The 20,255-nt window shown below is 40.2% G+C and carries 18 protein-coding genes; all 18 read right to left on the bottom strand.

Annotated elements, in window-relative coordinates; translation table 11 throughout:
• Positions 1-1,254, bottom strand: coding sequence for a 3-isopropylmalate dehydratase large subunit (locus H0Z36_RS04090; RefSeq protein ID WP_296863975.1), 1,254 nt, complete (start codon positions 1,252-1,254; stop codon positions 1-3).
• Positions 1,255-1,257: 3 nt separating this feature from the next.
• A complete protein-coding gene (nifV, locus tag H0Z36_RS04095; protein WP_296863976.1) occupies positions 1,258-2,427 on the bottom strand; it encodes a homocitrate synthase in 1,170 nt (389 codons plus the stop codon).
• 4 nt (positions 2,428-2,431) lie between these two features.
• Positions 2,432-3,880 (bottom strand): Asp-tRNA(Asn)/Glu-tRNA(Gln) amidotransferase subunit GatB, encoded by a 1,449-nt coding sequence (gene gatB, locus H0Z36_RS04100; protein WP_296863977.1) that lies wholly within the window; start codon positions 3,878-3,880, stop codon positions 2,432-2,434.
• The gene (gene gatA, locus H0Z36_RS04105; protein WP_296863978.1) at positions 3,880-5,331 is read right to left on the bottom strand and encodes an Asp-tRNA(Asn)/Glu-tRNA(Gln) amidotransferase subunit GatA; all 1,452 of its coding nucleotides are present in this window, start codon (positions 5,329-5,331) and stop codon (positions 3,880-3,882) included. The genes gatB and gatA overlap by 1 nt, the downstream gene beginning before the upstream one ends.
• Positions 5,332-5,348: 17 nt before the next feature.
• Complete coding sequence (gatC, locus tag H0Z36_RS04110; RefSeq protein ID WP_296863979.1) at positions 5,349-5,633, bottom strand: Asp-tRNA(Asn)/Glu-tRNA(Gln) amidotransferase subunit GatC; 285 nt, start codon at positions 5,631-5,633, stop codon at positions 5,349-5,351.
• Between the two features lie 389 nt (positions 5,634-6,022).
• The gene (locus H0Z36_RS04115; protein WP_296863980.1) at positions 6,023-6,598 is read right to left on the bottom strand and encodes a TetR/AcrR family transcriptional regulator; all 576 of its coding nucleotides are present in this window, start codon (positions 6,596-6,598) and stop codon (positions 6,023-6,025) included.
• 19 nt (positions 6,599-6,617) lie between these two features.
• Positions 6,618-7,736, bottom strand: coding sequence for an ABC transporter permease (locus H0Z36_RS04120; RefSeq protein WP_296863981.1), 1,119 nt, complete (start codon positions 7,734-7,736; stop codon positions 6,618-6,620).
• Between the two features lie 23 nt (positions 7,737-7,759).
• Positions 7,760-8,659, bottom strand: coding sequence for an ABC transporter ATP-binding protein (locus H0Z36_RS04125; RefSeq protein ID WP_296863982.1), 900 nt, complete (start codon positions 8,657-8,659; stop codon positions 7,760-7,762).
• Positions 8,643-9,569 carry an ABC transporter ATP-binding protein gene (locus tag H0Z36_RS04130; protein WP_296863983.1) on the bottom strand — a complete coding sequence of 309 codons (927 nt, stop codon included), beginning with the start codon at positions 9,567-9,569 and terminating at the stop codon, positions 8,643-8,645. The genes H0Z36_RS04125 and H0Z36_RS04130 overlap by 17 nt, the downstream gene beginning before the upstream one ends.
• Before the next feature lie 2 nt (positions 9,570-9,571).
• Positions 9,572-10,561 (bottom strand): efflux RND transporter periplasmic adaptor subunit, encoded by a 990-nt coding sequence (locus H0Z36_RS04135; protein WP_296863984.1) that lies wholly within the window; start codon positions 10,559-10,561, stop codon positions 9,572-9,574.
• Positions 10,562-10,912: 351 nt separating this feature from the next.
• A complete protein-coding gene (locus tag H0Z36_RS04140) occupies positions 10,913-12,985 on the bottom strand; it encodes a DUF6449 domain-containing protein (RefSeq protein WP_296863985.1) in 2,073 nt (690 codons plus the stop codon).
• The gene (locus H0Z36_RS04145) at positions 12,960-13,859 is read right to left on the bottom strand and encodes an ABC transporter ATP-binding protein (RefSeq protein WP_296863986.1); all 900 of its coding nucleotides are present in this window, start codon (positions 13,857-13,859) and stop codon (positions 12,960-12,962) included. The genes H0Z36_RS04140 and H0Z36_RS04145 overlap by 26 nt, the downstream gene beginning before the upstream one ends.
• Positions 13,852-14,232, bottom strand: a complete 381-nt coding sequence (locus tag H0Z36_RS04150; protein WP_296863987.1) for a GntR family transcriptional regulator — start codon at positions 14,230-14,232, stop codon at positions 13,852-13,854. The genes H0Z36_RS04145 and H0Z36_RS04150 overlap by 8 nt, the downstream gene beginning before the upstream one ends.
• 241 nt (positions 14,233-14,473) lie before the next feature.
• Positions 14,474-14,851: a hypothetical protein gene (locus tag H0Z36_RS04155; protein WP_296863988.1), complete on the bottom strand. Its 378-nt coding sequence runs from the start codon at positions 14,849-14,851 to the stop codon at positions 14,474-14,476.
• Positions 14,852-15,081: 230 nt separating this feature from the next.
• A complete protein-coding gene (locus H0Z36_RS04160; protein WP_296863989.1) occupies positions 15,082-17,106 on the bottom strand; it encodes a sigma-54-dependent Fis family transcriptional regulator in 2,025 nt (674 codons plus the stop codon).
• 93 nt (positions 17,107-17,199) lie between these two features.
• A complete protein-coding gene (locus H0Z36_RS04165) occupies positions 17,200-17,940 on the bottom strand; it encodes a 2Fe-2S iron-sulfur cluster-binding protein (RefSeq protein WP_296863990.1) in 741 nt (246 codons plus the stop codon).
• Between the two features lie 13 nt (positions 17,941-17,953).
• Positions 17,954-19,768 (bottom strand): NADH-ubiquinone oxidoreductase-F iron-sulfur binding region domain-containing protein, encoded by a 1,815-nt coding sequence (locus H0Z36_RS04170; RefSeq protein WP_296863991.1) that lies wholly within the window; start codon positions 19,766-19,768, stop codon positions 17,954-17,956.
• Positions 19,746-20,252: an NAD(P)H-dependent oxidoreductase subunit E gene (locus H0Z36_RS04175; RefSeq protein ID WP_296863992.1), complete on the bottom strand. Its 507-nt coding sequence runs from the start codon at positions 20,250-20,252 to the stop codon at positions 19,746-19,748. The genes H0Z36_RS04170 and H0Z36_RS04175 overlap by 23 nt, the downstream gene beginning before the upstream one ends.
• Positions 20,253-20,255 lie beyond the last annotated feature (3 nt).

Raw genomic sequence — 20,255 nt, forward strand, 5'->3', positions numbered from 1 at the left:
TTATAAAAATTCCCGCGGGTCTGTAATCTTACCGGTTAAAACTGATGCTGCTACTGTAGCCGGAGATGCCAGATAAATAAAGGCCTTATTATTGCCCATTCTTCCCTTAAAGTTGCGGTTGGCAGTAGAAATTACATTTTCTCCATCTGAAGGCACCCCATTATGGGTTCCAACACAAGGCCCGCACCCCGGAGTTACAACTGCTGCTCCTGCTTCAACAAATATTTCCAAAATTCCTTCCTTTATTGCCTGCAACATAACCTGACGGGAAGCAGGAGCTACTACCAATCGAGTATTTTTGTCAATTTTACGACCTTTAAGTATCTTAGCCGCAATCCTTAAATCTTCCATTCTGCCGTTGGTACAGGTTCCTATAACTCCCTGCTGGATAGAAGTTCCTGCTACCTCTCTTACCGGGCAGACATTATCTACTGTATGAGGTCTAGCAACCTGCGGCTCCAAATTGGAAACATCATATTCCTTTACTTTGGCATAAACTGCATCTGGATCGGCTTTAACCGGCTCAAATGGTTTATCGGTGTGTTGTTTAACCCATTCAATAACCTTATCATCAGCTTCCATCAGCCCGCACTTGGCACCCATTTCTATAGCCATATTGCTTATTGTGAAACGGGCTTCTACGGATAAATCACGGATAGCTTCTCCGGTATATTCAGCTGCCATATAAGTTGCCCCATCCGCAGTAACATCACCGATAAGATAAAGGATTAAATCCTTAGAAAAGACACCATGCGGAAGCTTACCGTTTAATACAAACTTGAAAGTCTCTGGAACTTTAAACCAAAGTTTTCCTGATATAAGGCCGGCTGCCAGATCGGTTGACCCAACCCCGGTAGAAAACACATTTATAGCTCCATAAGTGCAGGTATGAGAATCAGCACCAATTACCAAATCACCTGGAGCAACATGTCCCTGCTCAGGAAGGAGCTGATGACATACCCCATCTCCTATATCATAAAGATGAATCCCCTGTTCGCGAGCAAATTCACGCATCTGATGGTGCAATTCAGATACTCCCTGCAGTGGGCTGGGAGCACTGTGGTCGATAACCATGGCAATCTTTTCAGGATTAAAAACCTTTTTGGCCAGCATTTCACGAAAAGCCTTAATTGCTAAAGGTGAAGTTCCATCTTGTCCCATCACAAAATCAAGATCTGCTACTACTATATCATTAGCTTTCGCATCCTGACCGCTTTTAACCGATAAGATTTTTTCTGCAATTGTTTTACCCAAAATTTATCCCCTCTCTTTTCTGTAGTCTTCATATATTAAGCGCAGCTCTTTATCAAACAAAGGCCGCTTAAGCTCAATAGACATTTCCCGAACCCGGGCTAAAATATCCCTGGCTTCTTCTTCAGTAAGTTCAATACCATATTCCATAAACTTTGCTTTTACCGCTGCAGTTCCGGAATGTTTGCCTATTACTATCTGTCTTTCTAATCCTACTTCTTCCGGACTAAATACCTCATAGTTAAGCGGGTTCTTAAGAACTCCATCTCCATGAATCCCCGATTCATGAGCAAAAATATTGGAACCAACTATCGGTTTGCTTACCGGCAAAGTCCTTCCGGAAGCATTAGCTACATACTCAGCTACTTCACGGAACAACTTAGTATCCTGTGGCATATCAACTCGCATAAGATATTTAAGTCCCATTATTACTTCCTGCAGACAGGCATTACCTGCCCTCTCCCCCAGACCGTTGACTGTAACTCCCACATAATTGGCCCCGGCATATACACCGGCTAAAGCGTTGGCCGTAGCCATACCAAAATCATTGTGGGTATGCATTTCAATATCTATACCAACTGCATCCTTTAGAGTCCTTATATAACGAAAAGTAGAAAGAGGAGTAAGTATTCCTACTGTATCGCAAAAACGCAGACGGTCGGCTCCGGCATGTTTCGCTACCAGGGCAAACTCAGTCAAAAAATCAATATCCGACCTGGAAGCATCTTCTGCATTTACGGAAACATATACCCCATTATCTTTAGCAAATTTAACGGCATCAGCCATACGCCTCAAGACATCTTCCCGGGTAGTCTGCAGTTTATACTGAATATGAATATCAGAAGTTGAAATAGAAATAGCTACTGCATCAACCCCACAGGATAACGATTCTTTTATATCGCTTATCACTGCCCGGTTCCAAGCCATTATGCTGACCTTTAATCCCAGGTCTACGATTTCCCGTATGCAGTCTTTCTCAAAACCGCCCATTACCGGTATACCTGCCTCAATCTGATCTACCCCGATTTGATCAAGGTAACGGGCAATCTGTATTTTTTCCGCGTTGGAAAATACTACCCCTGCCGTCTGCTCGCCATCGCGCAGAGTAGTATCTACTATATGGACCTTAGCCCCTTCTTTATTAAACCAATCTAAATTCATCATTTCCCATTTCATACCATCACTCCTTATTCAAATACTCGCGCAGAAGCTCATTGACTAAAGCCGGATTAGCCTGGCCTTTTGTCTCCTTCATCACCTGTCCAACTAAAAAGCCAAGGGCTTTTTTCTTACCACTCTTATAATCTTCAACCACCTTGGGGTTATTTTTTATAACTTCTTCAATTATTGCCTTCAAAGCACCTGTATCCGAAATCTGTTCCATGCCTTTTTCTTTAATAATAACTTCCGGTTCCTTACCGGTATTAAACATTTCTTCAAAAACAGTTTTGGCCATCTTTCCGCTTATAGTTCCGTTATCAATAAGCTTTAGCATTGCTACCAGATGAGCCGGTTTAAACTTAATTTCGTTTATTTCCATGTTGTTCTGATTAAGATATTTATTAAGCTCTCCCATCATCCAGTTGGCTACTGTTTTAGCATCTGGATAAAAACGGACACACTCATCAAAAAAGGCTAAATAATCCGGAGTCAATGTTATAATATCAGCATCATAGGCAGAAAGTCCGTAATTCTCCATAAGCCTTCTTTTTGCCTGTTCAGGAAGTTCAGGCATATTCCTTCTTATCTCTTCTACCCATTCCCGGCTTATTCTGAGCGGCGGAAGGTCGGGATCCGGAAAATATCTATAATCATGAGCTTCTTCCTTGGATCGCATAGAGCGGGTAACCTGTTTTTCTTCATCCCAGGTTCTGGTTTCCTGAACTATTTCTTCTCCGTCTTCAATCGCTTCAATCTGTCTTCTAGCTTCATATTCAATAGCTTTTTCTAAAGCCTTAAACGAGTTAAGGTTTTTAATTTCTGTTCTTACTCCAAACTCTTTTTGTCCTTTCGGCCTTACTGAAACATTGGCATCACATCGCAAGGAACCTTCCTGCATTTTACAGTCTGATACTCCGGCAAAGAGCAGAATGGAGCGGAGTTTTTCCATATATGCCCTGGCTTCCTGTGCACTCCTGAGGTCAGGAGCTGAAACTATCTCTAAAAGAGGCACTCCGGAACGGTTGAGGTCAACCAGTGAGAAAGGAGTAGAAGTTATAGTCCCCTGATGCACCAGCTTTCCGGCATCTTCTTCCATATGGGCACGGATTATTCCTATGCGCTTCTTTTCGCCATTTACCTCTATCTCTACATATCCGTTTTTGCATATTGGCAGGTCATACTGGGATATCTGATAAGCCTTGGGCAAGTCGGGGTAAAAATAATTCTTACGGTCAAATTTGCAGAATTCAGCAATCTCACAATTCAAGGCTAAACCAGCCCGGATAGCATATTCCACCACCTTGCGGTTTAATACTGGAAGCATACCGGGAAATCCCGAGCATACCGGACAAACCTGGGTATTAGGCTCGGCTCCAAATTCGGTGGAACAGGAACAAAATATTTTGGTTTTAGTTTTAAGTTCTACATGCACTTCCAGTCCTATAACTACTTCAAAATCGCTGTTCATTATTTCACCTCCAGTGCCGGTTTAACCTTGTGATAATCAGTAGTCTGTTCAAAAGCATAAGCGGCTTTGAGCATAGTTCCTTCATCAAACGCCTTTCCGATAATCTGCATTCCTATTGGCAGCCCATCCTTGAATCCACATGGAATAGACATGCCGGGAAGTCCTGCCATATTAACCGGAACCGTCAATATATCATTCATATAAAGGGTTAAAGGATCACTCTGTTCGCCCAGCTTAAAAGCAACCGTCGGGGTAGTAGGTGAAATTATGATGTCAAAATTTTTAAAAACTCTGGCAAAATCTTCATATATAAGCCTTCGAACCTTTAAAGCCTTAAGGTAATAAGCATCATAATATCCGGAACTTAAAGCATAAGTCCCCAGCATTATTCTTCTTTTTACTTCCGGTCCAAATCCTTTGGCCCGGGTAGAAGAAAACATATCCACCACATTTTCCGCTTCAAAATCGCGAAATCCGTATCTTACCCCATCAAAGCGAGCCAAGTTGGCACTTGCCTCTGCAGGAGCAATAAGATAGTAAGCAGGCAGGGCATATTCACTATGAGGCAAAGATACCTCTTCAACTATCGCTCCCATGCTTTCATAATGCTTTAAAGCCTTTTTAACCGCTTTCTTAATATCTTCATCTACCCCTTCCCCAAAATATTCCTTAGGGTAGGCTATCCTCATGCCTTTTATATTATCATCCAGAAAAGAAGTAAAATCAGGTACATCAACATCTACACTGGTAGAATCCAAAGGATCTTTTCCACAGATAACATTTAAAACTTCTGCACAGTCCCGAACATCTTTGCTAAAAACCCCTACCTGGTCAAGAGAAGAGGCAAAAGCAACTACTCCCCATCGGGAAACCCTGCCATATGTAGGTTTAATTCCTACTATACCACAGAAAGACGCTGGCTGGCGAATAGACCCTCCCGTATCAGTCCCCAGGGTAAAAAACACCTCATCAGCAGCTACCGCTGAGGCTGAACCTCCGGAAGAACCTCCAGGCACCCGGTTTAAATCCCATGGATTATGGGTAGGAAAAAACGCTGACTGCTCAGTTGATGATCCCATGGCAAACTCATCCATATTGAGCTTTCCTACCAGGACTCCATCCTGTTCATTTAATAGACGGGCAACCGTAGCATCATAAACTGGCACAAAATTTTCAAGCATTTTAGAAGAACAGGTCGTCCTTATCCCCTTAGTGCAGATAATATCTTTTAGGGCAAAAGGAATTCCTTTTATCGTGCCACCTTCCTTTTCCCGGTCGCACCAGTCTGCCTTATCATAAGCTAAATCATCTGTTATGGTTACAAATGATTTAACCTTTTCCTCAACTTTTTCTATCCGCCCCATAACTGAATCCAAAACTTCCCGGGCAGAAGCCTTATTTTGCTTTAGAAGATCTTTTACCTCATGCATTGTCATTTCATAAAGCTGCATCCAAAAAGAGCCTCCTCCTAAATAATTTTCGGCACCTTATAAAATCCGTCCTCTACTAATGGACCGTTAGACAGGATTTCATCTTGCGGAGTACTCGGTCTAACCTCATCTTCTCTAAAAACATTGTATACAGGAAGGATATGGGCTAAAGGTTCAACCCCTTCAGTATCAAGTTTATTAAGCCTTCCCGCATATTCCAATATCGCGCCTAACTGCTCGGCAAAAACCTGTTTTTCTTCATCATTCAGCTTAAGCCTTGCCAGTATAGCTACATGTTCTACTTCCTTTATAGTAAGAGCCATTTAAGACTACCTCCCTGCTTTTCACCAACATTTATGCTCAATATTATATCAAAAAAACGCATATTTAAAAAAAATTTTTACCTGAGACAAACTTTTTAAGTCAAAAAAAATCCATAATTTACTATATAGTTCTCTCCTTCTATAAAGATATAAATACTTCTAATCTCTCTTTAAAGGTCTTTAATTTCTTTTATCATTATTTATAATCATAAAATGTATATTTGTATTGCATAAAACGCAAAAAATATTTGTTATTTTACAGCCTGTATAAATGTATAATTATTCTTGTCAACTTATTTTAAAGGAGTAAACAGGAATCGCAAAATACCGGGGTAATATTTTAATACTCCCCGGTATTTGTAAATTTAAAAGCAAAATATAAATCAAACTCATGTTTCGCATTTTATAGATTTAAAGATAACAGAAAACAGCTTTCCCAACTGATTGGCAGCATCTTCAAAACCGATATTATTGTCCAGAATAAAAATTGGATTAAGCACTGCCTGAACTGCCGCAGCTAAAGCCGTTGATATAATTGTGGGGTTTACTTCTTTAATTTCAACAATGTTGCATTCATTTAAAGCTTTTTCAATAAGTTTTCGCATCTGTTCTATTCGGAAATTGTCTATTTTCTGCCATATATGGGGATAATAAAGTTTCAAATCTTCTAAAGAATTAGGCATAATGATAAATCTTCCGTGTTTTATTAAATTTTTCAACATGATATTTGGAATATCAGGCAATTTTTCATTTCCATTTATCAATTTATTAACTTCTTCTTGCATCTTAGTTAAAAAAACTTCTACAACCTTTTCAATTATTTCATCTTTGCTTCTATAGTACTTATATATGGTACGCTTACTCACCCCTGCATTTAGTGCCAAATCATCCACTGTAAAACCTCTAAATCCTCTTTGTTCAATAAGCATCCGGCAAGCCATCAATATTTTTTCTGCCATATCCATAACTCATTATCCTCTCAACTTACAAGATTTGTTTTTTAAATTTCAAACTGCTAAACACAATAAAAAATACGGAAAAAACTAAAAGTGCCATTACCTGCCCCACCAAATAGCCAAATCCTATCCCCTTCAAAATAATTCCTCTTATAATCTCCAAATAATACGTCAATGGAATAAAATCACTCATATAGTAAATTGCTTTCGGCATAGCAAGCCTTGGAAACATAAATCCGGACAAAAGTATACTCGGAAGCATTACAAAAAAAGCCATTTGAAAAGCTTGCATCTGGTTTTTGGCCAAATTAGATATCATTAAACCCAAACCAAGAGAAGCGGTGATAAAAAACAAGGTCAAAATATAAAGCTGAACAATGCTTCCGCGTATAGGCACCTTAAAAATCAATACGGAAATCAATAAGGCCACCGTTATCTGCAGATATCCCAGTATAATATAAGGAACAATTTTCCCAATCATAAGTTCAAAAGGTTTAATAGGAGTAACTATAAGCTGCTCTAAAGTACCTCTCTCTTTTTCCCTTACAATAGCTACTGCCGTTATTATAACCATAGTCATGGTAACAACAATCCCCAAAATAGCCGGAACCATATAATAAGCAGTAACCCCATCCGGATTATACCAGGGGCGAACCCTTACATCATAAGGTAATTCTTTATAATTCAAAGCTGTATTTTTCAGTAAAACTTCCTGTGATTTTATAAGCCCAATAGAATTAGCAATTGCCACCGCCTGGTTGGAAAGCATGCTGTCACTGGCATCCACCAAAACCTGTACCTGAGCAGATTCTCCCCTTTTAAGCTTTTTTGAAAAATCAGGAGGAAAAATAATACCTGCTCTGGCAGATCCTTTATCTATCAAATGATTAACCTCTTTAAAAGAGCTGGCTGAATGAACAATATCAAAATAGCCAGTTGCACTCAAAGTTTGCAGCATATCCCTGCTTTCCGGAGAAAGGGATTGATCAAAAACTACCGTAGGTATATGTTTAACCTCCGTCTGAATAGCATAGCCAAACAACAAAATCTGAATCAACGGAATCATCAATATAAGAGCCAGGGTCATCCTGTCCCTTCTCATCTGTAAAAATTCTTTTTTTAAGACCGCAATAATCCTGCTTCTCATCCCGTTCCCACACCTTTTTAAAATTATCTAAAAGATGATAGCTTTATAAAAACATCTTCTAAAGAAGGTTCAATTTTAACCGGTAAAACCCCAAAACAGTCAGCCAAATCACGAATATTTTTTTCCTCCTTAACCAGCACATGAATCATCTCTCCGTTTACATAACTTTCTTTTACATAAGGAAGAGAATTTAAAAAATCAATCTGCCCCATAGGATCAGGTAAATTAAGTTCCAATAGACAGCCTTCTATGCTGTTTTTAAGATTATCCGGCGTATCCAGGGCTAAAAGCTTTCCTTTGACAAAAAAAGCTATCCGGTCACACCTTTCCGCTTCATCCATAAAGTGGGTGGTAATAATTACCGTGGTCCCTTGATTAGACAAATCCTGAATAATATTGAAAAATTCACGCCTGGCGGTAGGGCTTACTCCGCTGGTAGGCTCATCTAAGAACAACACGGAAGGATATGCTATTATGGAACAAGCTAAGGCTAATCTCTGCCTGTGCCCTACACTTAAATTAGCAACCAGTTCACGTTTTCGCGTATGTAATTCAACCATGCTCAGCATCTCGTCTACCCTTCGTTTGCGTTCTGAATACGGTATATTGTAAATACCGGCATAAAATTCAAGATTTTCTTTTATGCTTAAATCCTCATATAGACTGAACTTCTGGGACATATATCCGATATGCCTTTTTATCTTTTCACTTCCCTTTACAAGGTCATATCCCAAAACCATTCCGCTGCCGCAAGTAGGAACAAGAATTCCGCACAACATACGGATTATAGTAGATTTTCCCGCCCCATTAGGACCTAAAAATCCACATACTTCTCCCCGATTTATTTTAATATTCACCCGGTCAACCGCAGTAAAATCTCCAAATTTTCGAGTCAAATCATTAGTTTCAATAACCCAGTCCATTCCGTGCCTCCCTCTCAATCAGCATAACAAATATATCTTCCATTGTAGGTTTAACCTTTTTAAAAAAATAATCTGCCATGCCGATTTTTGAAAGCCATTCTTTCAGTTCAGCCTCAGCTTTTTCATAATCAGATACAATAAGGCGGTATTTGCCCCCTCTAATAGAAAGATCATATATTGAAGAAAGCTGTCTTAAATTATTTATTAATTTCTTTTCCCGGATAATAATTTCAATGACCTGATAAGGGAAATTCTCCTTTAATCTGTACGGATAATCGACTAACTTTATGCTCCCACTGCTCATAAACCCCACCCTGGTGCAGAGTTCCGCCTCTTCCATATAAGGGGTAGAAATCATTATCGTCATGCCTTCCCCGCAAAGGTTATAAAGAATCCGCCAGAATTCCCGGCGCGACTGAGGGTCTACCCCATAAGTAGGCTCATCTAATATTAAAATTTTAGGTCTGGTTATAAGGGCACAGGTTAAAGCCAGTTTTTGCTTCATCCCTCCGGAAAGCTTACCAGCCAACCTTTTTTTAAAAGGCAAAATTCCGGTAACTTCAAGTATTTCATCCACACGTTTATTAATAGTTCTATAATCAAGCCCGTAAAGTGAACCGAAAAAATTTATATTCTCCATAACCGTCAAATCACCATAAAGACTGAAGCGCTGGGGCATATAGCCAACCTCATGTCTTAACCTCTCTATTTGGCTTATGGGATAATCCAGCAAATTTATTTCTCCTTCATCCGCCTTAATAATTCCGCACAATATGCGCATCAAAGTTGTCTTTCCCGCCCCGTCAGGCCCAATTAAGCCAAAAATCTCACCCTTATTTAAACTGATATTTACTTTATTAACTGCACAGATATCTCCAAAAAACTTTGAAACATCTTTAGCTGTAAGCAATTTTATCTCCCCGTTTCAAAAACAACATCAACCGGCATCCCCGGCTTTAAACTTTTATCATTGTTTTCTATCGCAATTTTTACCGCAAAAACAACATTTGCCCGCTCTTTTTTAGTCTGGATAGTTTTAGGGGTAAACTCACCCCTGTCTGCTATCTTAATTACCTTGCCCGAATAAACCTTAGAACTCCCGCTTACCGTGCATTTAACCTTTTGCCCCAGTTTGACTTTCGGAAGGTCATCGGTAGGTATATATACCTTAACCCATAAATCATCAAGGTCAGCCAGTGTATATACAGATGCACCCATAGTTACAAATTCTCCTTCGGTAAAGTTTCGGCTCAGCACTGTCCCCGAAATAGGAGCATTAAGCTTCAAATCTGATAATGCCGCTTCACTTGCCCGCAAAACTGCTTTACTCCTCTCCAGCTCAGCCACAGCTGCAGCGATCTGCCCCGAACGGCTTCCTTCTTTAATCAAGCTCAATTGAGCTTGAGCCGCTTCAAGCTGCTTTTCTTTCAAAACCATATCAGTATAAGCCTTTTCTACAGCTTCTTTAGAAACCGCACCTGCCTCAAAAAGCTCATTAAGCTTTTCCAAATCTGATTTTGCCTTATCTAAATTTACTCTTGCCATGTCAACATTAAGCATAGCCTGCATAACTTCCTGAGCCCGCGCACCGGTTAAAAGGTCACTAAGATTTGCTTCTGCCGCTTTAACTGCCATCTCATCCCTTGCTTTTTGAGCTTCTAAATCAGAACGGGATAACTCAGCCATCAGCTTCCCTTTTTCTACCGTGTCCCCTTCGTCAAAAAAACATTTTTCAAGGGTAGCAGAAACTCTAGCTTTCACCTCAACCGTTGTCGCTTCGATAGTGCCGCTGGCTTCCAACCGATAATCTCCATCCTTAAAATAAAATTTATAAATCCCCCAAAAAGCACCTGTTAAAACAAGAAAAACCATTATGGCAATAATAAGCCTTTTCTTATCCATTTACACCCACCCTCATCTATTTAAACTATAATCACTAATTTAGTTTACTTAGTAACATTCTAGCATCTATTCGGTTTTATCTGCAATAAAAAAGCAGGCTTTTCCAATTTAAAAACCTGCCTTTATAACACAAGCTTTGCATAAATTTATCTTCACTTTTTATCCTTTTTACTATTCAGCCGCTTTAAAGTTATAAACCGGGTTGACTACCTCGAGGACTTCTACCGTCTCGCCTATCAGCAATCACACTCCCTGAATTTTTTCCCAGTAACGGGAAAATCGCACAACTTACGCAAACAAACTAAACCGTCCTCTGAACATTCAATTTTGCACACCTCTCAAAACAGAATTCTACCACGATTCAAGCATTTCCTCATCGCCTTCTAGCACCCCGACAAAATCATTTCCATTATTAAGAACAAAAAGCAGAATATACCCGGAAAACATCTTTTCAGTTCCTTCGGAACGGTAAACATCCGAACAATTGCGCAAAAAATATTCTATCTTCTCCGGATCGTCTATTTTAAAAACCCCGGAGCTGTTTTGCCACGAAGACACATTTTGCCGTTTATATTTCAAATCTTTAGACACTTCATCAAAACTTACCCCCTCAACCCTTTGCACCAGAACATATGATATGTATTTACCAGGCATTACCCTTGCTTCTTCATATTTTCCAACCTCTTTCAGCCATTTTTCAAAATGGGTAAAAGACTTCTCCCAATCCATATAAAACCTTTCATAACCTTCTTTTCCATCTTCCCTTTCCACTTTTATCTTAAAGTCTATCCCTGCCCAAGTGGTTTTCCCTGGTTTTACCATCTCTTCATAAGTCATATCAAGCAGGTCCTTTTTTAGAGCTTCAACAGCACCTTTTATCAGAACCGGATCCTTTATTACAACAAGCGATCCTCCTTTCCCATAAGGAGTTATTTCCATTTCTTCTATCCTGTCAAGCTCAATACGGAAAAGAGCATTGCATGTTTCCTTATATTCATAAGATTCATAAATCGGCTTAAGCCATGCTTTATAATCATCTTTTCTTATTACATACTGGCGGGACATAAGACTTCCATCTTTCATCCTGTAAACAAAACAAATTTCCTCCAAATCCTTCTTAAGCCAATAAGGCTTCTGCATATTAGCCTTTTCCACATCACGTCGGGCAATTATATATTTATGCAAACCGTGGACTTTTTTAATATTTTCCCGGTCTTCAAATACCGCCGGCATAGCAAAATAATCATAAAGCGTTTTTTCTTCGAACACATTTCTTATATCCAAAAAACTGCCAGAAAAATATACCGTATCTACATTATCTAAAGAAGGCAGCCTCTTCTCATAACCAAAAATGTCAAATTTAAGCCCGACAATAAGCAGAACCACTACCCCTGCATAAACAAAATATCCCTTCATCTTCTTCCATCTAATTATATCAACCGATTTAGAAAGCAGAGCCTCTACTCCTATATAAGCTAAAATCGAACCTGCAAAATATCCAAAATAAACCCACGGTATATATCCCTGTGAATCCCCAAAATAAGCACCGAAAAGCAGCATAAAGCAAAAGACTACTCCATATTTAAAAATAACTCTTAAAACATCAAAAGCAATTGCTTCTCCAACCCTTTCCAGTCTACGCTTCCGGTATAAATACAGGCTGGCAAAATAAAGAACAATTATAAGAAAAATATATACTGCCCATTCTGTTCCACTTAAGTCATGCTGGGCAAATGCCCCCGAAATCCTTAGGAGAGGTGACAGGACTTCTATATTCTGCCCGTAATAATCCAAAGCCCAGCCATATATAAAAAAGTTCAAATTATAATAAACCAGCCCGATAAGTCCTGTCGACAAAATCATAATCACAAAAGTTAACAAAACCTGCAAAAAAGACATCCCAGTAATCATGCCCATCATAACAGTGGCAAAAAACAAAAGCCAGTTTAACAAAAGGCTTAAAATAAGCCATTTTAAAAGATAAGCATTTGTTATATACAAATTTATATTTAAAATATTAACTATTATCAGATTTAAGAAGAAAATCACTATTACAGGAAGGGACAGCAAAATACTGCCTGACAGCATATGGGTATGATACAAAACATCCCGGGTTACCGGCAGAGTATGCTGCATCCCAACCTCATTTTCTGCCTGCAGATACCTGAAAAGCAAGGTTCCAACCAAAACCGGCATAATAAGCAGCAAAAGCAACAGAAAAGGAGAATGATCCGGATAAAATATTACCAGATAATCGTAAAATTGATTATCAAGGTTATGTCTTAAATTGGTATTATGTTCCATAATTATCCTTAACGGGACCAGGAAAAACATGGCTAAAAAATAAACTATTCCTATCCAGCCGAATCTCTTAAAATTATTTTTTAAAATACCTTTATTAATCAAAAATACTTCTGATTTCATACCCTTCCCCCTCCATTTCATAAACAAATACTTCTTCCAAAGTAAGTGGCAAAACATCCAAAATCGCCGGTTCATATGAGTTAAAATGATTTATTACCTCATCTCTTTTTCCTTTTGCTATAAACACCAGAACACTTCCGCGTCTTTCCACACAATTAATTTTTTCATCCTTCCAAATCGCTTCAGGAACTTCCCGACTAAAAGCAATCTGTACCTTATGCATGTTGGCTTTATACTCATCCAGATCTTTCTGCACCAGCATTTTCCCTTCATGCAAAATCCCAATATAATCACATAAGTCCTCCAATTCCCGCAGGTTATGTGATGAAATGACAACTGTCGTTTCCCGCTCGGCAACATCCTTTACAATAAGGTTCTTTACCTTTTTTCTCATCACCGGATCTAATCCGTCCAAAGGCTCATCTAATATCATAACTTCCGGCATAAGGGAAAAATTGAGCCAGAAAGCAACCTGCCTCTGCATACCTTTAGATAAAGTCCTTATCTTTCTCTTTGGCTCGATCTTAAAAACTTCCCCCAATCCCATGTAACGTTCTTCATTCCAGCTTAAATATACTGAAGAATAAAATCTCGCCATATCCTCAATCGTGTAATTGGGGAAGAAATAAAGAGCATCAGGTATAAATGAAATCTTCCCTTTTATCACCGGGTTTTCAAAAACTTTTTCTCCTCCAATCCTGACCCATCCTTCATCTTCCCGGTATATTCCAGCCAGTATCTTAAGAAGCGTAGTCTTGCCGGCTCCGTTTGAACCTAAAAGCCCATAAATCGAGCCTTTCCTCACATTAAAACTCACCTGGTCCAATGCCCTTATATCATAAAAATCTTTAACCAGTTTATCTGCCTCAATCACCAGACTTACCCCCTTTAATTATCTCTGAAATAAAAGCCTTAATATCTTCTTCCCGCATACCGAAATAAAGCATCTCACGAACAATTCGTTTCAATTCAAGCTTAAGCTCATCAATTCTTTCGTCCTTTGCTCCGGGCTTTTGCGGATTGACATAGTTTCCTTTGCCCGGAAGTGAGTAAATATAGCCCATACGTTCAAGCTCCCGGTAAGCTTTTTGAATAGTATTAGGATTTATACCCAGGTCAGCAGCCAATATCCTGACTGCCGGAAGCTTCTCATCTGGTTTTAAAACTTCATTTATAATAAGCTCCTTTATCTTATCTACCACCTGCTCATAAATAGGCTGCCTGCTCTTAACATCCAGTTCAAACATGTTGCACCTCCTTTTAACTGTCCTATTACAACTAGGACAGTTAATACACTATAAATTTAAACCTTTTTTTAAAATCATGCAAGATATAATTTGCCTAAAAAGAAAAAAACTGCGGCATAAAACCGCAGGAAAAGCTAACAATACTTGTGGCAAAACATCTGAAGATCCTTTAACTGCCTATTTGGATTTCACCTTCACTTCCATCTTCTTCCCCTCCCCCTGCACAATTAGTTCTGTTAACTTAAATCATATTTGCAATCGTAGAACCCCGATGTTTATGCTGTTGGTGTAAGTTACCAGCTTCACCCCCAAACATAAACAAAGGATGTTCTACGAAAATGGGTAACTTATCCTGTCCCAAGTGTTCAAGTAATTCTCTTTGGAAATACGCCGCTATTATAAAGGTCGTCAAAAATATTGCTGTAAAAAATGCCGTACTCAATTTGTCCCTGAAGCAAGTCGACATAAGCAGCTTAATATTAAATGCCCTTGGTGTGGCTGTGCTATGGAAGTCTACAAACGCCGTAAGTTCTACACCCGTTATCGCTGCTCCTCTATTCATTACAAAAACCGGAAACCTTGTCGCTGTAAAATTAATATCTTTTCTATTCTCTTCCATAGCCGCCCGGCGCTCTTTAAAGGTCTCCGATGAATGGCATCTGGATGAAACTGTTGTTAAGGTAGCCGGTAAAAAATATTACCTTCTCAAACTCAACCTGTTGCTGGTTTTACACCAAAATTTAAACATAATCGCCGGTTTTCTATGATTGCGTGAGTTTTCTCATCATTTTAAGTTAACAGCTCCTATTTTTTATTTGCCTGTTAGGTATTCCTTCATCTATTCCCGGTTCACCTTAAAATATTATACTTTCTAAGTTTTCTGTATATAGTGTTCCTGGAAACCCCCATCTCCTTGGCTACCCGGCTTATATTACCTCCATGCCGGGCAAGAAGGGTTATAAGCAGGCTGTACTCTTCTTTTTCTACATATCTTCGGTGCTTTTCCCTTTCCTGCTCAACTGAAAAAGACATAATTCCACCCTGGTTTTCTTCCCTTAAATTCTTTTCTTCATAAGAAGATTTTCCTTCCCTTATTTCAGAGGGAAGATCCCTTGCTGTTATTCTCTGTCCGCCGGTAATGTTCAAGATCCTCTCTACCACATTATGCAGCTCCCGGACATTGCCCGGCCAGCTGTAACTGCTCAAGTAAGCTAAAACTTCCCGATCTACATCCGGCACTCTGCATCCCAGCTTGCTGCTTATATCTTCTAAAAAATAATAGAATAGAAGAGGAATATCCCCGGGCCGCTCCCGCAGAGGCGGCAGGGTAATAGAAATTACATTAAGCCGGTAGTATAAATCCTGCCTGAAATTGCCTTTGCGCACTTCTTTGTATAAATCTTTATTGGTAGCGGATATTATGCGGACATCAACCGGAATAACCTGGTCATCGCCTATGCGGGTAATCTCTTTTTCCTGAATAGCTCTAAGGAGCGCAACCTGTTTACCTAAAGGCATTTCCCCGATTTCGTCCAAAAAAAGGGTTCCTCCGGAAGCCAGCTCAAATTTTCCCGGCCTTCCACCCTTTTTAGCTCCGGTAAAAGCTCCTTCCACATAACCGAAAAGTTCACTGCCTAAAAGTTCTCTGGGTATAGCCCCGCAGTTCACCGCAATAAAAGGTTCACTACACCGCGAACTGCTGTTGTGTATAGCCTGGGCAAAAAGCTCTTTTCCGGTTCCGCTTTCACCCTGCAGGAGGACATTGCTGTTGGTAGTAGCTGCCATACGGGCTATTTTTACAGCTTCTAAAAATTTAGGGTCTCTGCCTATAATGTCATCAAAGGTAAATGTAGCATGGGATCCACTGAAGCGATTCACCAGATTACGGACTTTTCTTAAAGGGCTTAATATCATAATAGCTCCACTAGCTTTCCCTTTTTCATCACATATTAAAATCTGGGAAGCAATACAGTTTATAGTTTCTTCCTGGTTTTTTATACTAACCTCTATATCGCTGTACTCCTCACAGTTCCCGTTTAAAAGCATATCTTCAACATGCCGGGGAAAACGTATAACCTTTCCAATAAAAACCCCTTTAAGTTTTGATATTCCTTTCCGCAAGATTTTTTCCGCTGCCGGATTCATCTGCTGGATAAAGCCCTCACTGTCTAAAAAAATTACCCCGTCAGACATGTTTACAAAAACATTGTTCATTCTCCGGTTTATAATCGTAAGCTCCTGATTTTTTTGCTGGATCTTTATCTGCAGCATGATGGCTTCAGCAGCAGACACCGCCATACCCAGGGTATGCAGATGGGTTTTTTCTGAAGGCCCTGATATATCGATTACCCCGATAATATTTCCTTTTTCATCTTTTATAGGAGCGGCCGAACAGGTCCAGCCATGCAAAAAAGGCGAATAATGCTCGGGACCCGAAACCTGTACCGGCCTTCCTGTCTTTATAGCAGTTCCTATCGAATTAGTTCCTGCTGCCTCTTCTGCCCAGAAAGTTCCCAAAGATATCAGCTTTTTGGCCTCTTCAAGAACATCTTTATCTCCCAAGGCCTCTATTACATAACCGTTTTCGTCAGTTAAAACCACTATAAATCCTGAACCAGCCACAAATTCATGAATTTTGACCATAAGTGGACGCGCAATCTTTATTAGAACATCTTTTCTCATTATGAGCTCTTCTATCTTATCTTCGCTCAAAACCGGAAGATTACATTCATTCTGAGGTAAAACCCCTTTTTTATAACACCTTATCCAGGATTCCGCAATCTCCCCCCGGAGTTTGGCCGTTTCCAGTTTTCCTGTCCGCATAAAATCCTGCCATATATTTTTTATCTCCAGGCCCTTCTCCGGATCCAGCATGTTATGCCTCCTTAAAACAATCCATTATATTATAAATATAACACAAAACCGGCTTTGCTCTGAAAAAAGAACAAAGCCGGTTTTGTTTTTAAACTAAACTGAAAATTCTTTTATTACCTCTGCGGTTTGCCTTTTCCGGCAGCCTTCACAGAGGAACTTTTCTATTTTTCTTCCTGTTTTATCTTCGATAAATCTTATCTGTTCAGGAGTTGCAAATTCTCTTCCACAGCTCTCGCATTTTATTAAATCAAAGGTTTTATGCCAGATAATTCTCTGCCCATTTTCCTCTTTCACTTCAATGGCTCCGGTAGGGCAAATCTCAGCACATGCCTTACAGCCTATACATTCCTCAGCCCCCTCTGCATAAGGTGTCTCTATCCTTTTGTCAACTCCGCGGGAAACAGCAGCCAAAACTGCACTTCCCATCTCTTCACAAGCATTTACGCATAAACGGCACAGGATACATTTTTCATTTTCAAATCCTTTGAAAAAAAACGGTTTAACCTCATACTCCCCAGCCATTTTCTGAGCAAAAGGGCTTGCCTGAGCTCTTCCAGCTATGAGCATAGCTAGAGTTTTTCTTATTTTCCTTATTTTTTCCGAAGAAGTTATTACCTTAAGCCCATCACTCACTGGATAAGTACAGGAAGCTACCAATTTTCTCTGTCCCCTGCTGTCAATAATCTCTACCATACACATGCGACATGCCCCCTGCCCCTTGAAAGCCGGATGGTAGCAGAGGGTGGGAATAAATATATTTTCCCGGCGACATACCTCAAGGATAGCTTCCCCTGGATAAGCCATAACCTCGCGTTCATCTATCATAATCTTCATGCTCTGCCACCTCCTATCTCACCTTGACTGCCTTAAAGCGGCACCGGCGATAACATTCGCCACAGCGGATGCATTTGTCCTCTATAATTTCATGCTTCTTTTTAGCTTCACCTTTAATCGCATCAACCGGACAATTGCGTTTGCAAAGGGTGCATCCAGTGCATAGTTCAGGGTCAATATAAAATGTAGTGAGAGCAGGACATACCCCGGCTGGACACCTTTTATCAACTATATGGGCAATATATTCATCCTCAAAAAAGCGCAAAGTCGATAAAACCGGGTTAGGAGCAGTTCTTCCCAAAGCACAAAGGGAAGCTTCCTGCATAACTTCCGATATATCCCTTAAAAGCTGTAAATCACTAAGTTCCCCTTCTCCCTTACATATCCGGGTTAAAATCTCAACCAGTGCCCTTATTCCTTCCCGGCAGGGAGTGCATTTACCACATGATTCCCCGGCCAAAAAGTTTGTATAATAGCGGGCAACTTCCACCATACAGGTGGTATCATCCATAACAATAATACCACCAGAACCCATCATGGAGCCTTCACGGGTTAAGGTATCAAAATCCACCTTTAGGTCAAGATGGCTTGCGGGAATGCACCCTCCGGATGGCCCTCCGGTCTGAACTGCTTTAAACTGGCGTCCTTCCGGAACTCCACCGCCTATTTCATATATAATCTCGCGCAAAGTTATTCCCATAGGGACCTCTACCAAACCGGTATTAACCACTTTTCCTACCAACGAAAATACCTTAGTTCCAGGGCTCCCTTCAGTCCCCAGAGAAGCAAATTTTTCCGCACCGTGAAGGATAATCACCGGGATATTAGCCCAGGTCTCCACATTATTGATAACCGTAGGCTGTCCCCATAATCCCTTTTCGGTAGGAAAGACATATTTATCGTGTGGTTCCCCTGGATATCCTTCAATAGACTTGATAAGAGCAGTTTCTTCTCCGCAGACAAAGGCTCCTCCACCCCTCACCAGTTCAATATCAAAACATAAATTGCTTCCCAAAATGTTTTCCCCTAAAAATCCGCGCTCTCTCGCATCTAAAATTGCCTGTCCCAGATATTTAACCGCCAGGTCATACTCATCCCGGACATAAATAAAGCCTTTTTCCGCATTTAACACATAAGCACAAATAAGCATACCTTCGATAATAGTATGCGGATCACCTTCCATAATACTGCGATCCATGAAAGCCCCCGGATCACCTTCATCTCCATTACATATTATATATTTGGGAAAACGGGGGGTGTTTTTACAGGCCTGCCATTTAAGGCCGGTTGGGAAACCTCCTCCCCCTCTTCCGCGCAAACCTGATTTTAAAATTTCCTCTATTACCTCATCCGGAGTCATTTCTTTCAATACTTTTTCTAAAGCCTTATAACCTCCGCGCTCGATATAGTCATCAATAGATCCTGGGTCAATTTCCCCAATATTGCGCAGAGCAATTTTATGCTGTTTGCGGTAAAAATCAGTCTGATGAATAGAAGTTACAAACTCCTTCTTTACCGGATCACGATAAAGAAGACGCTTTACAAGTTCTCCCTTTAAAAGGGTTTTTTCAATTATTTCATCTACATCCTCTGCCTTAACATGACAATAGCTGATATCCTGCGGCATAATCTTGACTATTGGCCCTTTTTCGCACCAGCCATTACAGCCGGTCGCTTTTAAAACCGGCACAACCGCAAAATCCGGATTATCCTTGAGCCTGTCCATAAAAGCTGCAAGAACCTGCCTGGCACCATTAGCCGTGCAGCCGGTTCCACAGCAAACCATAATTTTATTTACACTGCTTTCAATCTTCATTTTTTCCTTCATGGGCATATCCTCCATACTCCCTGATAATTTTTTCTACATCACCCGGCATTACTTTGGCATAAACCCTGTCATTTACCACCACCACCGGGGCCAAAGCACATGCGCCCAGACAATTTACTGTTTCTATTGAAAATCTACCATCCGGGGTGGTTTCGCCCGGTCTTATGCCCAAACACTTATAAAGCTGCTCTATCAGGGTTTCCGATCCTTTAATATGACAGGCAGTTCCGTCACATACCCTGAAGACATATTGCCCCTTAGGAGTCAAGCTGAAAGCTTTATAAAATGAGGCCATGGCATAAACGCGGCTTAAAGGAACCCCTACATAAAAAGCAAGCATTCTTAGGCCGGCTTTAGGGAGATAGTTAAACCTTTTTTGCATATCCTGCATTACTGCTAAAATATAGCGTTCTTCAGGAGGATAATTATCAAGTATCTCCCTTATATCCGCAAGCATCTTTGCTTCATCTGCAACCTTCACCATATA

The sequence above is a fragment of the Thermosyntropha sp. genome (genome assembly GCF_017656155.1).
Classification (GTDB): domain Bacteria; phylum Bacillota; class Syntrophomonadia; order Syntrophomonadales; family Syntrophomonadaceae; genus Thermosyntropha.

Coding starts and splice junctions, on each gene's coding strand:
- nifV (WP_296863976.1), bottom strand. CDS start 2,427: ATGAAATGGGAAATGATGAATTTAGATTGGTTTAATAAAGAAGGGGCT.
- gatB (WP_296863977.1), bottom strand. CDS start 3,880: ATGAACAGCGATTTTGAAGTAGTTATAGGACTGGAAGTGCATGTAGAA.
- gatA (WP_296863978.1), bottom strand. CDS start 5,331: ATGCAGCTTTATGAAATGACAATGCATGAGGTAAAAGATCTTCTAAAG.
- gatC (WP_296863979.1), bottom strand. CDS start 5,633: ATGGCTCTTACTATAAAGGAAGTAGAACATGTAGCTATACTGGCAAGG.
- H0Z36_RS04115 (WP_296863980.1), bottom strand. CDS start 6,598: ATGGATATGGCAGAAAAAATATTGATGGCTTGCCGGATGCTTATTGAA.
- H0Z36_RS04120 (WP_296863981.1), bottom strand. CDS start 7,736: ATGAGAAGCAGGATTATTGCGGTCTTAAAAAAAGAATTTTTACAGATG.
- H0Z36_RS04125 (WP_296863982.1), bottom strand. CDS start 8,659: ATGGACTGGGTTATTGAAACTAATGATTTGACTCGAAAATTTGGAGAT.
- H0Z36_RS04135 (WP_296863984.1), bottom strand. CDS start 10,561: ATGGATAAGAAAAGGCTTATTATTGCCATAATGGTTTTTCTTGTTTTA.
- H0Z36_RS04140 (WP_296863985.1), bottom strand. CDS start 12,985: ATGAAATCAGAAGTATTTTTGATTAATAAAGGTATTTTAAAAAATAAT.
- H0Z36_RS04150 (WP_296863987.1), bottom strand. CDS start 14,232: ATGTTTGAACTGGATGTTAAGAGCAGGCAGCCTATTTATGAGCAGGTG.
- H0Z36_RS04155 (WP_296863988.1), bottom strand. CDS start 14,851: ATGGAAGAGAATAGAAAAGATATTAATTTTACAGCGACAAGGTTTCCG.
- H0Z36_RS04160 (WP_296863989.1), bottom strand. CDS start 17,106: ATGCTGGATCCGGAGAAGGGCCTGGAGATAAAAAATATATGGCAGGAT.
- H0Z36_RS04165 (WP_296863990.1), bottom strand. CDS start 17,940: ATGAAGATTATGATAGATGAACGCGAGGTTATGGCTTATCCAGGGGAA.
- H0Z36_RS04170 (WP_296863991.1), bottom strand. CDS start 19,768: ATGAAGGAAAAAATGAAGATTGAAAGCAGTGTAAATAAAATTATGGTT.
- H0Z36_RS04175 (WP_296863992.1), bottom strand. CDS start 20,252: ATGGTGAAGGTTGCAGATGAAGCAAAGATGCTTGCGGATATAAGGGAG.